Raw genomic sequence first — 13,377 nt, forward strand, 5'->3', positions numbered from 1 at the left:
ATGATGAGCATTCCTTTCACCCGGTGGCCTGACGAATTTGCCCGTCGGTACCGCGAAAAGAGCTACTGGCAGGATCTGCCGCTGACGGATATTTTGACCCGCCATGCAGAAAGCGACCATACGGCGGTCATCGAAGGTGAGCGCCAGTTGAGCTATCGTGAACTGAATCAGGCGGCGGACAATCTTGCCTGTACGCTGCGCCGTCAGGGGATCAAATCCGGCGAAACCGCGCTGGTACAACTGGGCAACGTGGTGGAGTTGTATATCACGTTCTTTGCGCTGCTGAAGCTTGGCGTCGCACCCGTGCTTGCTCTGTTCAGCCATCAACGCACTGAACTTACCGCCTATGCGACGCAGATCGAGCCCGCGCTGCTGATTGCCGATCGTCAGCACGCGCTGTTTGCCGACAATGATTTTCTGAATACGTTTATTGCGCAGCATAATTCTATTCGCGTGGTGCATCTGCTCAATGACAGCGGCGAGCACTGCCTGCAAGCGGCGATAAACCAGCCAGCAGACGCGTTTACCGCCACGCCATCGCCTGCGGATGAGGTGGCTTACTTCCAGCTCTCCGGCGGCACGACCGGGACGCCGAAGCTGATCCCGCGAACCCACAACGACTATTACTACAGCGTGCGTCGTAGTAATGAAATCTGTCACTTCACCGCCGATACGCGTTTTTTATGCGCCATCCCTGCCGCGCATAACTACGCCATGAGTTCACCCGGATCGCTGGGCGTATTTCTTGCCGGTGGCACTGTGGTGCTGGCCGCAGACCCGAGCGCCACGCTGTGCTTCCCGCTGATTGAAAAACATCAGATCAACGCGACGGCGCTGGTGCCGCCAGCGGTCAGCCTGTGGTTACAGGCGATTAACGAGTGGGGCAGCAATGCGCAACTGGCTTCACTGACGCTGTTACAGGTTGGCGGTGCGCGCCTGTCCGCATCGCTGGCAGCGCGGATCCCGGCTGAAATTGGCTGCCAGTTGCAGCAGGTTTTCGGCATGGCGGAAGGTTTAGTGAACTATACCCGTCTCGACGACAGCCCGGAGCGAATCATCAATACCCAGGGGCGTCCGATGTGTCCGGATGATGAAGTGTGGGTAGCAGATGCCGACGGCAACCCGCTGCCGCAGGGGGAAACGGGACGGCTGATGACGCGTGGCCCGTACACCTTCCGTGGTTATTACAAAAGTCCGCAGCATAACGCCAGTGCCTTTGACGCCAACGGTTTCTACTGTTCAGGCGATCTGATCGCCATTGACGAGGATGGCTACATCACCGTTCAGGGGCGTGAAAAAGATCAGATCAACCGTGGCGGCGAGAAGATCGCCGCGGAAGAGATCGAAAACCTGTTACTGCGTCATCAGGCGGTGATCCATGCGGCGCTGGTCAGTATGGAAGACGAGCTGATGGGGGAGAAAAGCTGCGCATACCTGGTGGTGAAAGAACCGCTGCGCGCGGTACAGGTGCGTCGCTTCCTGCGCGAGCAGGGCGTCGCTGAATTCAAGTTACCGGACCGGGTGGAAATCGTTGAGGCGCTGCCTCTGACTCCGGTGGGTAAAGTCGATAAAAAACAATTACGTCAGTGGCTGGCAACACGTTCGGCCTGAAGGAGAACACGCAATGGCAATTCCTAAACTGCAGGCTTACGCGCTGCCAACCGCGCTCGATATTCCGGTCAATAAGGTCAACTGGGCGTTTGAACCGGACCGTGCGGCGCTGCTGATCCACGATATGCAGGACTACTTCGTCAGCTTCTGGGGTGAAAACTGTCCGATGATGGAACAGGTGATCGCCAATATCGCCGCGCTGCGCAACTACTGTAAAGCGCATAATATTCCGGTTTATTACACCGCGCAGCCGAAGGATCAGAGCGATGAAGATCGCGCCCTGCTTAACGACATGTGGGGGCCGGGACTGACGCGCTCACCGGAGCAACAAAAAGTGGTCGCCGCGCTGGCGCCGGATGAAGCCGATAATGTGCTGGTGAAATGGCGTTACAGCGCGTTTCACCGTTCCCCGCTGGAACTGATGTTGAAAGAAACCGGCCGCGATCAGCTGATTATCACCGGGGTATATGCGCACATTGGCTGTATGACCACCGCGACAGATGCTTTCATGCGCGATATCAAGCCGTTCATGGTAGCGGACGCGCTGGCCGACTTTAGCCGTGAAGAGCACCTGATGTCGCTGAAGTATGTTGCGGGACGTTCAGGTCGCGTCGTGATGACTCAGGAGTTGTTGCCCGCGCCGGTACCGACCAGCAAAGATGAACTGCGGGCGCTGATTTTACCGCTGCTCGATGAGTCCGATGAACCGATGGATGACGAGAACCTGATCGATTACGGTCTGGACTCGGTACGGATGATGGCGCTGGCAGCACGCTGGCGTAAAGTGCACGGCGATATCGACTTCGTGATGCTGGCGAAAAAACCGACCATTGATGCCTGGTGGGCGCTACTCTCCCGTGAGGTGCGCTAATGGCCGGATTTGATTTTCGCGGCAAAGCGGTGTGGGTCACCGGGGCGGGTAAAGGCATTGGTTACGCCACGGCGCTGGCGTTTGCTGAGGCTGGGGCACAGGTCACCGGTTTCGATCGCGAGTTCACTTTACAGGATTATCCGTTTGCCACTGAGGTGATGGATGTGGCGGATGCCGGACAGGTGGCTGAGGTTTGTCAGCGCGTGCTGGCACACACGGAACGGCTGGATGTGCTGGTGAATGCTGCCGGGATTTTACGTATGGGCGCGACCGACGCGCTGAGTCCGCACGACTGGCAGCAGACGTTTGCAGTTAACGTTGGTGGCGCCTTTAATCTGTTCCAGCAGACGATGGCGCAGTTTCGCCATCAGCGGGGCGGGGCGATCGTGACTGTGGCTTCCGATGCTGCGCATACGCCGCGTATCGGCATGAGCGCCTATGGGGCGTCGAAGGCGGCGCTGAAAAGTCTGGCGCTGACCGTCGGGCTGGAGCTGGCGGGCAGCGGAGTGCGTTGTAACCTGGTGTCGCCAGGATCCACGGATACTGACATGCAGCGGACGCTGTGGGTCAGCGATGATGCGGAACAGCAGCGCATTCGCGGCTTTGGCGAGCAGTTTAAGCTCGGTATTCCTTTAGGCAAAATCGCCCGACCGCAAGAGATCGCTAACACCATTCTGTTCCTCGCCTCCGATCTGGCCAGCCACATTACGTTGCAGGACATCGTGGTGGACGGCGGCTCTACGCTGGGAGCGTAACGATGATCTGGAAACGTCATTTAACGCTTGATGAACTGAACGCTACCAGCCAGAACACGATGGTGGCACATCTGGGCATTATCTATACCCGACTTGGTGACGACGTGCTGGAAGCCGAAATGCCGGTGGATACCCGCACGCACCAGCCCTTTGGTTTACTGCACGGCGGAGCCTCAGCGGCGCTGGCCGAAACGTTAGGCTCAATGGCGGGGTATCTGATGACCCGTGACGGGCAATGCGTGGTTGGGACAGAACTGAACGCCACCCATCACCGGGCGGTTTCGCAGGGTAAGGTGCGCGGTGTTTGCCAGCCGCTGCATCTGGGACGTCAAAGCCAGAGCTGGGAAATCGTTGTGTTTGATGAGCAAGGGCGGCGTTGTTGTACTTGCCGACTGGGAACCGCGGTGCTGGGCTGAGCACGCTTAATGTCATGAGATTGCAGCGTTAACGGGTGAATGGAGTGATCCAGTTAACAATGCAATGTAAATAGTCGGTGATACTTCAGGTTTATTGGGTTGTCAGGTTGTTAAAACCAGAAAAGATGTTATAGAAACAAAATGTAACATCTCTCTTCTCTGGAACACGCAAACGGATAACAACCATGAATAAATCAGGGAAATACCTCATCTGGACAGTGCTCTCGGTAATGGGTGCATTTGCTCTGGGTTACATTGCGCTAAACCGTGGGGAACAGATCAACGCACTGTGGATAGTCGTGGCGTCGGTCTGTGTCTATCTCATTGCCTATCGTTTCTACGGTCTGTACATCGCCAAAAATGTGCTGGCGGTTGACCCGACGCGTATGACGCCCGCAGTGCGCCATAACGATGGGCTCGACTACGTGCCCACCGATAAAAAAGTCTTGTTTGGTCACCATTTTGCGGCGATTGCCGGTGCGGGTCCGTTAGTCGGACCGGTACTGGCGGCGCAAATGGGCTATTTGCCAGGCATGATCTGGTTGCTGGCTGGCGTGGTATTAGCCGGGGCGGTACAGGATTTCATGGTGCTCTTCGTGTCGACGCGTCGCGATGGCCGCTCGCTGGGTGAACTGGTCAAAGAGGAGATGGGCCCAACCGCAGGGGTGATTGCGCTGGTAGCCTGTTTCATGATCATGGTGATTATCCTTGCGGTGCTGGCGATGATCGTGGTGAAAGCGCTGACCCACAGTCCGTGGGGAACCTACACCGTCGCGTTTACCATCCCGCTGGCGATCTTTATGGGGATCTACCTGCGCTATCTGCGTCCGGGTCGTATTGGCGAAGTGTCGGTTATCGGTCTGGTGTTCCTCGTGTTTGCCATTATTTCCGGCGGCTGGGTCGCGGAAAGTCCAACCTGGGCGCCGTACTTTGACTTCACTGGCGTTCAGTTAACCTGGATGCTGGTGGGCTACGGTTTCGTGGCGGCGGTACTGCCGGTGTGGCTGCTGTTGGCACCGCGTGACTACCTCTCAACCTTCCTGAAAATCGGGACCATTGTCGGTCTGGCGGTGGGCATTTTGATCATGCGTCCAACGCTGACGATGCCTGCGCTGACCAAATTCGTCGATGGTACCGGGCCGGTGTGGACAGGTAACCTGTTCCCGTTCCTGTTTATCACTATCGCCTGTGGCGCCGTTTCGGGTTTCCACGCGCTGATCTCCTCCGGCACGACGCCGAAGATGCTGGCGAACGAAGGTCAGGCTTGCTTCATTGGCTACGGCGGCATGCTGATGGAATCGTTTGTCGCCATCATGGCGCTGGTTTCTGCCTGTATCATCGATCCGGGCGTCTACTTTGCCATGAACAGCCCAATGGCTGTGCTGGCGCCTGCCGGCACTACGGATGTGGTGGCGTCTGCCGCTCAGGTGGTCAGTAGTTGGGGCTTTGCGATTACGCCGGATACGCTGCATCAGATTGCCAACGAGGTGGGTGAGCAGTCGATTATCTCCCGCGCGGGTGGTGCGCCTACGCTGGCAGTGGGGATGGCCTATATCCTGCACGGCGCGCTGGGTGGGATGATGGATGTGGCCTTCTGGTATCACTTCGCCATTCTGTTCGAAGCGCTGTTTATTCTGACGGCGGTTGATGCGGGGACGCGTGCGGCGCGCTTTATGCTGCAGGATCTGCTGGGCGTGGTTTCTCCAGGTCTTAAACGTACGGACTCATTGCCTGCCAACCTGCTGGCGACCGCACTGTGCGTACTGGCGTGGGGCTACTTCCTGCATCAGGGCGTGGTGGATCCGTTAGGCGGCATTAACACCCTGTGGCCGCTGTTTGGTATCGCTAACCAGATGCTGGCAGGCATGGCGCTGATGCTCTGCGCGGTTGTCCTGTTCAAGATGAAACGTCAGCGTTATGCATGGGTGGCGTTGGTGCCGACCGCGTGGCTGCTGATTTGTACTCTGACGGCGGGCTGGCAGAAATCCTTCAGCCCGGATACAAAAGTAGGCTTCCTGGCGATTGCCAATAAGTTCCAGGCGATGATCGACAGTGGCAATATCCCGCCGCAGTACACGGAATCGCAGCTGGCGCAACTGGTGTTTAATAACCGTCTGGATGCGGGCCTGACCATCTTCTTCATGGTGGTGGTCGTGGTGCTGGCGTTGTTCTCCATTAAGACGGCGCTCGCCGCTCTCAAAGAAGACAAGCCGACGGCGAAAGAAACGCCGTATGAGCCGATGCCGGAAAATGTGGACGAGATCGTTGCGCAGGCCAAAGGCGCGCACTAACGTGTAATTATGCCCCTCTCCCGATCGGGAGAGGGGATTTTCTGACAGGTGGTAATGATGTTTGATACGCTTTCGAAAGCCGGGAAATATCTGGGCCAGGCCGCAAAACTGATGATTGGCGTGCCGGACTATGACAACTACGTCGAGCATATGCGGATCACCCATCCGGATCAGACGCCTATGACCTATGAGGAGTTTTTCCGTGAGCGTCAGGATGCGCGCTATGGCGGAAAAGGCGGGGCACGCTGCTGTTGAATGCGAGGGGATTTGCGCCGGATAAGCACGCCATCCGGCATAATCAGGTTATTTCACCGTCCAGGCTTTTGAAAACCGACGACTGGCAAACAGCTCCTGAAGACCGTTGATCTGTTTCAGGCGCAGGACTTCGTCCTCGTCCATCCCCAGTTCTTTACCGATTCTTTCGTCTTCCCATCCCAGTAATGCCAGTTCACGCACGATCTCAGACATCGCGTGGATCTGATGACGGCCACGGGCGCGGTTGTGGCGAATCGTCGCTGCCATGCGGTCATGACGCTCCCCCTCCAGACAAGTAATGGGTAAATAGCCTTTGAGACGGGATTTGAGCGAGGCTTTGCCTTTTCCCAGTTCATGACGATGAAAACCATCGACGATCTCATACTCTTCCGGGCTGGACTGGGTGGCAACAATGGGTTGGGTAAAGCCATCCGCTTCAATGGATTTCAGCAGCAGCTTTTTCTCCGGCGGAGCAACGTTATTGGGATTGTAATCGTTAGGCGAAATGTGTTCGTTTTTTATCCATAGCACACAGTCAACCGGCTCGTCGCGAAACGGACTGACGCTGTGAATCGCCTTTCTGAACTCATTGATGGCTTTAATTCTTTCGTCATCAGATAAGCCAGAGAGATAGCTAAGGAGGTCCTGAGTTAATCGTTGTTGCATAAAATTCCCCATTCCTTGCGTTTCGCTTTCATGCGTTCGCTATAACGCTGGTAACTTTTCGGTTTAGTTGGACTGAAAGAGAGCGCCCGACACCAGTAATCATTGTTCAATAACACTTTGCAGATGCGTCGCCAGGAGGGGATATCTTTCGAACCAATATCGCCAGTCTGCGTTTGCGGGATCTCATCAAGGCCGTTTTTCTTGTACCACTGTAAATAGACGGCGATTTTGTTGCGGTAATGCTCTGCCGTGGTGATTGGCATGCTGAGCAGTAACAGCATGGCGTAGTCCTGCCAGCTCAAGTGATCGGGCTTGAGAATTTTTCGATGGCCGTAGAAGTGATTATCCTGCCCGGCGTAGATCCCGCCGCTTCTGACGCCACTAACACGCTCGCACATCGCTGCCCATCTTTCCGGTTCAACAACATGATAGAGCCATAATCCCTGACGCTGTTCGGGGCCAAATGGCTCACAAATACGCATGTAACGGGCCGGGACACCGGCCTGATACATCAGGTTGTAGAGCGGATTACAGGGCAGATTTGTACGACCAAACCAGGTCCAGATATCGGCTGTTTTCCAGTCATACAGCGGATAGATATACCAGGTATGTCCACCTGGCGCGGCGGTCGTCCAGGGTTTGTCATCGGCAAAACGCTGTTTACGTAAACTGGCAATTGCCACAAAACGGTTATAGGACTCATCGGCCCGAATCCCGATCATCATGGCTGCCGGGCGTTTATTCGAAAACCAGTCAGCAAATTCACGCACAAACTGTTCGAAGGTCATGCCGGATTGATAGAAGGGAAAATAGCCCGGATCGGTGATGGCGTCTGGCGGCGGTTGACGAACCCACTGGGTATTGGGTTCCCAGCACTGCCATTCAGGTTGAAACTGTGACAGTGCGTTTTGGGTGGTGAGCGGAAGGGCAACCCAATAGAAATGGTCGATAACATCGGCATACATTTCGCGCAACGCGGTAATATAACGAATGGTACAGGAAAATTGTGCTTCCCAGTCAATGAACAACACATTGATTTTTTTGTGTAGCTTACGTGCAAGATTTGCCGTCAGATGCAACATCAAGCCGGAATCTTTACCACCGGAAAAGGAGACGCATACGCGGGGAAGATTTTCGAGAGTCCAGGTGATGCGTTCTTCAGCGGCTTCAAGAACATTTTGGTTTAATGATATTTTATAAACTGACATGTATCGCTTATCCTTAAACGTTATAGTCATTCGCCTGAAATAGATATCCCTCTATAATATAAGCCTTTTTTGGGAGCGTGCAATGCTTAAATAAATTCAATGAATTAATTAAATTATATTAAATATATCTGTTTTGAATATATTTCAATTGATATTAAATGCTCGCTATACAAGCTTGCGCGGTTAAAAACAAAGGATTTTTGCAAAGAAATGTTTCTTTCTGGCTTGAGTGTTACTTTAGTGAAGCTTAAATAACGAAGTGATTTTTAAACGTGTTGTGTGAATTATTCAGGGTAATTATATCTAATTGCATATAATTACCCGTATTAATTATGGATGCGCCATCATGGCATCCAGTTGCGCTTTTTCAGGCAAGCCAACGACCTGCTGGAGAACATTTTCTTTACTCATATAGTAAATCGCGGGTGTGACGTTTGCGCCTAAATCATCCATGATTTTCTGGTTCATATTGAGGATCTTCATGTGTTCCGGAGAAATCGTTTTGGGTACAGTGAGCGCCATTTTTCCGCCGGAGGCTTCATAATCATGCCAGGTTTTTGCCGGGTCGTTCGATGCCAGAATGGCAGCGGCGGTAGCTGGACTCTCTGGTTTGATGACGCCGACGAGTAGCGTCCGCAATTGGACTTTGCCGGACTCCACCCATGGCCGCGCTTGTTGCCAGAACTGTTTGCAGTACGGACAGAAAGGATCAGCAAAAACATAGAGCACCACTGGAGCCTCTTTCTTGCCATCGAGAAGCCAGTTGGCTTTTTCCATGCGCTGCCACATTTCCCGTCCGGCAGGCGCATAGATCTCTTTTTCTATCAACTGATTGCTCAGGTTTTCGCCTTTTTCATTGTACATGTAGCCTGAAATGGCCTGCTTGCCATCAGGCGTCAGGTAGATAGTGACCCCCATATCCTGATATTTCCCAAGATAGCCTTTCATCCCGCCGGGCGCATCGAACGACTTTATAATGGTAATCCCTTGTTGTTCTATTGCTTTAACGGGCGCAGGCAGGTCTTCGGCCCAGGCAAAAAGAGGGAAGAGGGAGAGCAAAAGCGTACGTTTTAACATCTTTTATCCTTATAAATCAGAGCGATTGCGAGAACGGTGGGGAAACCTATCACAGCCATAGATAAGACCTCAGGCTGGAACGTTGCCCTTTCAGGAGTGGGGTGGTGTAATCCTTCTCGCTGTTACAGCCTTTGTTAAGGTAATGTAGAGCGCAACACATAGCCAGTTTCACTGGCGCTGAAGTTACCCACGGGTAGTTCAGGTAACGGGGCTGCCTGCAAAGGTGGCCCTTTTTACTTTGCGTCGTAGCACGTTCACAACGTTGAATTGAGAGGTTTGTTAGCTAACGCTTATTGATTTGATAAAGGAAACGCATTAGCCCTGTCAGTCAATCTTCGGTAACTTATCCCTCAACGAAAACATGGAGGAAGTACAGATGTCTTTGATTAATACCAAAATTAAACCTTTTAAAAACCAGGCGTTCAAAAACGGTGAATTCATCGAAGTGACCGAGAAAGATACCGAAGGCCGCTGGAGCGTCTTCTTCTTCTACCCGGCTGACTTTACCTTCGTATGCCCGACCGAACTGGGTGACGTTGCAGACCATTACGAAGAATTGCAGAAGCTGGGCGTAGACGTTTACTCCGTTTCTACCGACACCCACTTTACCCACAAAGCATGGCACAGCAGCTCTGACACCATCGCCAAAATCAAATATGCGATGATCGGCGACCCGACTGGCGCCCTGACCCGTAACTTCGACAACATGCGTGAAGACGAAGGTCTGGCAGACCGCGCAACGTTCGTTGTTGACCCGCAGGGTATCATCCAGGCGATCGAAGTTACCGCTGAAGGTATCGGCCGTGATGCTTCTGACCTGCTGCGTAAAATCAAAGCCGCTCAGTATGTTGCTTCTCACCCAGGCGAAGTGTGCCCGGCTAAGTGGAAAGAAGGCGAAGCGACGCTGGCTCCATCTTTAGATCTGGTCGGCAAGATCTAAAAATTTCTATGTCTTTCACGCCATGGCGGCGTTGGCGTCACCTTCTGACCCCGGTCACTTACTTGAGTAAGCTCCCGGGGATCATCAGGCTAGCCGCCTTGCCCTGGCGCGAAATCCAAAGGAAATTTAACCATTAAACGGATGCATTTTTGCATCCGTTCTTTAAACCCCATGATGCAAGTTGCATTTATGCAGCCCAATTAAGGCAGCTTGCATGATGATGTTTTCAGAGAGGGAAGAAGAATGCTCGACACAAATATGAAAACCCAGCTCAAGGCTTATCTTGAGAAACTGACGAAACCCGTTGAGCTGATTGCGACGCTGGATGACAGCGCTAAATCGGCGGAAATCAAGGAACTGCTGGCTGAAATCGCTGAACTGTCAGAGAAAGTCACCTTTAAAGAAGACAACAGCCTGCCGGTGCGCAAACCCTCTTTCCTGATCACCAATCCGGGTTCGACGCAAGGGCCGCGCTTTGCAGGTTCTCCGCTGGGACACGAATTTACCTCACTGGTTCTGGCGCTGCTGTGGACCGGTGGACACCCGTCAAAAGAAGCGCAGTCTCTGCTTGAGCAGATTCGCGATATTGACGGCGATTTTGAGTTTGAAACTTATTACTCACTTTCCTGCCATAACTGCCCTGACGTGGTGCAGGCGCTAAACCTGATGGCGGTGCTGAACCCGCGTATCAAGCATACGGCGATTGATGGCGGCACCTTCCAGAACGAGATCACTGAGCGTAACGTGATGGGTGTTCCGGCTGTCTACGTTAACGGGAAAGAGTTTGGTCAGGGTCGGATGACGCTGACGGAAATCGTGGCGAAAGTGGATACGGGCGCTGAAAAACGTGCCGCAGAAGAGCTGAGCCAGCGTGATGCTTATGATGTTCTGATTGTCGGCTCCGGCCCTGCGGGCGCAGCAGCAGCGGTCTACTCCGCACGTAAAGGGATTCGTACCGGCCTGATGGGCGAACGTTTTGGCGGCCAGGTGCTCGATACTGTGGATATCGAAAACTACATCTCTGTCCCGAAAACGGAAGGGCAGAAGTTAGCCGGTGCACTGAAGGCCCACGTCGATGATTATGACGTGGATGTCATCGACAGCCAGAGCGCCAGCAAACTGGTGCCAGCGGCCAGCGAAGGCGGTTTGCATCAGATTGAAACCGCTTCCGGCGCGGTACTGAAAGCACGCAGCATTATCATTGCTACCGGTGCGAAATGGCGCAACATGAACGTTCCGGGTGAAGATCAGTATCGTACCAAAGGCGTTACCTATTGCCCGCACTGCGATGGCCCGCTGTTTAAAGGCAAGCGCGTGGCGGTGATCGGCGGCGGTAACTCCGGCGTGGAAGCGGCGATTGATCTCGCGGGGATTGTGGAACACGTGACCCTGCTGGAATTTGCCCCGGAAATGAAGGCGGACCAGGTTCTGCAGGATAAAGTTCGCAGCCTGAAAAACGTCGATATCATTCTGAACGCCCAGACTACGGAAGTGAAAGGCGATGGCACGAAAGTGGTTGGTCTGGAATACCGTGACCGTGTGAGCGGCGACGTTCACAACGTTGAACTGGCGGGGATCTTCGTCCAGATTGGCCTGTTGCCGAACACCACCTGGCTGGAAGGGGCGATTGAACGCAACCGGATGGGTGAAATCATCATCGACGCAAAATGCGAAACCAGTGTGAAGGGCGTATTTGCGGCGGGCGACTGCACCACCGTACCGTACAAGCAGATTATCATCGCGACCGGCGAAGGGGCGAAAGCCTCTCTGAGCGCCTTTGATTACCTGATTCGTACGAAGACGGCATAAAAAAAGAAAGTAAGACTACACCTGCAAAATGAAAGAGGTGCCGACTGGCACCTCTTTTTTTGTCAGTTATAAGATGATTAACGCACAACCAGCACCGGCAGCGTGGCATGACGTACCACGCTTGAGGCGTTAGAACCCAGCAGGTGTGTGGTAATTGACGGATTACGCGAACCAATGACCACCACGTCAGCATTCAGTTCTTCACCGAGCTCATTGACCACGTCGCGGACGCTGCCAAAGCGGACATGCTGCTTAATACGCGCAGGATCGATACTGAAGTGACCGACCATCGTTTGCAGTCGGGTTTCGGCTTCATGCTGTAAGTGTTCTTCAAAACGACGAACGTCGGCGGCGAAGCGATGCAGGCTCAGGCTGGCAGAACCAGGCAGCACGTGCAAAAGATGAATGACGCCATCCTGCTGCGCCAGAAATTCAGCGTGGCGAATTGCCTTATCGCTGAGTTCCATTTCAAAAACATCAACCGGCATAATGATTGTCTTATACATACCCGTTTCTCCCTGTTAATTAATACTTAAATCATTCAAGCATATAATAATAATTCTGTCTGCTTTCTGCAGGGTATTTTTCGCATGTACGGCGATTCCTTGTTCATTCACTACCAGTGATTCTCCAGGTAAAGCACGGCGCCGACGATGATCGCCGCCATAATGAAGAATCCCAGTAATATGCTGAATGTTTCGTTCATGACCGCACCTGCCAATGAAACCGATTCAGTGTGGACGAGTCAGACGAAAGGTGAACCAGGAAGAATGGGTGATTTTACGAAAGGTGCCGGAAAGAGGATGCGAGCGCATCCTCTGGGTAAAGCGGAGAGTCGCTTATGCAGATGGGATTAACGCAGGAAGTCGCCTGCTGCTTCTGGCTGGTATTCCAGCTCCAGCACTTCAAGGTGGGTGGATACGCCGCCCGGAAGTTCCCAGTGAATGGTGTCGCCCACACGCACGCCCAACAGCGCTGCGCCCACTGGCGCCATCACTGAAAGTTGCGTACTGCTGTCGGTCATCGCCGCAGGATAAACCAACGTGCGCACGCGAATTTCGCCATCGCTGAGATTGCGGAATTTAACACGACTGTTCATGGTCACGACGTCATGCGGCATGGTCTCTGGCGAACACATTTGGGCACGATCCAGCTCGGCATTTAACGCGTCGGCAATGGGTAAATCTGCATACGCGGGTTGCTCCAGTAAGCGATCGATGCGTTCTGCATCAAGGTCGTTAATGATGATAGTTGGTCTGGACATTTTTACTCCATGTCGTCAGTACTGCGTTTTGCCGCAGGTAATATTCCCAAAAGAAAACCCTCACCGTCTGGCGGCAAGGGTTTAACTCTCCCGATGATACTGAGACTTACCCTGGGTTTGAAGTGATTTAGTTCACATTCGGGTAAATAGCCAAAAAAGCATCGCTAGTATGAATTTTATTCGATAAACGTGATCGTTCTCAAATTTGCATTAT

14 protein-coding genes are annotated in these 13,377 nt (G+C 53.4%); 8 read left to right on the forward strand and 6 right to left on the reverse strand.

All coding sequences use genetic code 11. From position 1 onward, the window contains the following. Positions 1-3: 3 nt before the first annotated feature. The 6 genes from entE (at position 4) to AL479_RS16080 (ending at position 6,199) form a co-directional block, all read left to right on the forward strand. The gene (entE, locus tag AL479_RS16055; protein ID WP_061076791.1) at positions 4-1,611 is read left to right on the forward strand and encodes a (2,3-dihydroxybenzoyl)adenylate synthase EntE; all 1,608 of its coding nucleotides are present in this window, start codon (positions 4-6) and stop codon (positions 1,609-1,611) included. 13 nt (positions 1,612-1,624) lie between these two features. Beyond that, positions 1,625-2,482, forward strand: coding sequence for an isochorismatase (locus AL479_RS16060; RefSeq protein ID WP_061076792.1), 858 nt, complete (start codon positions 1,625-1,627; stop codon positions 2,480-2,482). After that, positions 2,482-3,237 carry a 2,3-dihydro-2,3-dihydroxybenzoate dehydrogenase EntA gene (gene entA, locus AL479_RS16065; RefSeq protein ID WP_061076793.1) on the forward strand — a complete coding sequence of 252 codons (756 nt, stop codon included), beginning with the start codon at positions 2,482-2,484 and terminating at the stop codon, positions 3,235-3,237. The genes AL479_RS16060 and entA overlap by 1 nt, the downstream gene beginning before the upstream one ends. Positions 3,238-3,239: 2 nt before the next feature. Then, positions 3,240-3,653 (forward strand): proofreading thioesterase EntH, encoded by a 414-nt coding sequence (gene entH / locus AL479_RS16070; protein ID WP_061076794.1) that lies wholly within the window; start codon positions 3,240-3,242, stop codon positions 3,651-3,653. A 185-nt stretch (positions 3,654-3,838) separates the two neighbouring features. After that, positions 3,839-5,944 carry a pyruvate/proton symporter CstA gene (cstA, locus tag AL479_RS16075; RefSeq protein WP_061076795.1) on the forward strand — a complete coding sequence of 702 codons (2,106 nt, stop codon included), beginning with the start codon at positions 3,839-3,841 and terminating at the stop codon, positions 5,942-5,944. A 57-nt stretch (positions 5,945-6,001) separates the two neighbouring features. Continuing rightward, positions 6,002-6,199 carry a YbdD/YjiX family protein gene (locus tag AL479_RS16080; protein ID WP_043001453.1) on the forward strand — a complete coding sequence of 66 codons (198 nt, stop codon included), beginning with the start codon at positions 6,002-6,004 and terminating at the stop codon, positions 6,197-6,199. 48 nt (positions 6,200-6,247) lie between these two features. On the opposite strand, the gene AL479_RS16085 is transcribed toward AL479_RS16080, so the two are convergent. The 3 genes from AL479_RS16085 to dsbG form a co-directional block, all read right to left on the reverse strand. Beyond that, positions 6,248-6,865: an IbrB-like domain-containing protein gene (locus tag AL479_RS16085; RefSeq protein WP_061076796.1), complete on the reverse strand. Its 618-nt coding sequence runs from the start codon at positions 6,863-6,865 to the stop codon at positions 6,248-6,250. Then, positions 6,850-8,073, reverse strand: coding sequence for a phosphoadenosine phosphosulfate reductase (locus AL479_RS16090; RefSeq protein ID WP_061076797.1), 1,224 nt, complete (start codon positions 8,071-8,073; stop codon positions 6,850-6,852). The genes AL479_RS16085 and AL479_RS16090 overlap by 16 nt, the downstream gene beginning before the upstream one ends. A gap of 330 nt (positions 8,074-8,403) precedes the next feature. Further along, a complete protein-coding gene (gene dsbG, locus AL479_RS16095) occupies positions 8,404-9,150 on the reverse strand; it encodes a thiol:disulfide interchange protein DsbG (protein WP_061076798.1) in 747 nt (248 codons plus the stop codon). Between the two features lie 376 nt (positions 9,151-9,526). On the opposite strand from dsbG, the gene ahpC reads away from it, so the two are divergent. After that, entirely contained in the window at positions 9,527-10,090 is a 564-nt protein-coding gene (gene ahpC, locus AL479_RS16100) for an alkyl hydroperoxide reductase subunit C (protein WP_004859485.1), read from the forward strand. 243 nt (positions 10,091-10,333) lie between these two features. Next, positions 10,334-11,899, forward strand: coding sequence for an alkyl hydroperoxide reductase subunit F (gene ahpF / locus AL479_RS16105; protein WP_061076799.1), 1,566 nt, complete (start codon positions 10,334-10,336; stop codon positions 11,897-11,899). Between the two features lie 77 nt (positions 11,900-11,976). On the opposite strand, the gene uspG is transcribed toward ahpF, so the two are convergent. From uspG to rnk, 3 genes are all read right to left on the reverse strand, one after another. Then, positions 11,977-12,405, reverse strand: a complete 429-nt coding sequence (gene uspG, locus AL479_RS16110; RefSeq protein WP_046477250.1) for a universal stress protein UspG — start codon at positions 12,403-12,405, stop codon at positions 11,977-11,979. 110 nt (positions 12,406-12,515) lie between these two features. Beyond that, complete coding sequence (yldA, locus tag AL479_RS24130; RefSeq protein WP_271788437.1) at positions 12,516-12,605, reverse strand: small membrane protein YldA; 90 nt, start codon at positions 12,603-12,605, stop codon at positions 12,516-12,518. Positions 12,606-12,752: 147 nt separating this feature from the next. Continuing rightward, positions 12,753-13,163, reverse strand: coding sequence for a nucleoside diphosphate kinase regulator (gene rnk, locus AL479_RS16115; protein ID WP_043001447.1), 411 nt, complete (start codon positions 13,161-13,163; stop codon positions 12,753-12,755). Positions 13,164-13,377 lie beyond the last annotated feature (214 nt).

Source organism: Citrobacter amalonaticus, from assembly GCF_001559075.2.
Taxonomy (GTDB): domain Bacteria; phylum Pseudomonadota; class Gammaproteobacteria; order Enterobacterales; family Enterobacteriaceae; genus Citrobacter_A; species Citrobacter_A amalonaticus_F.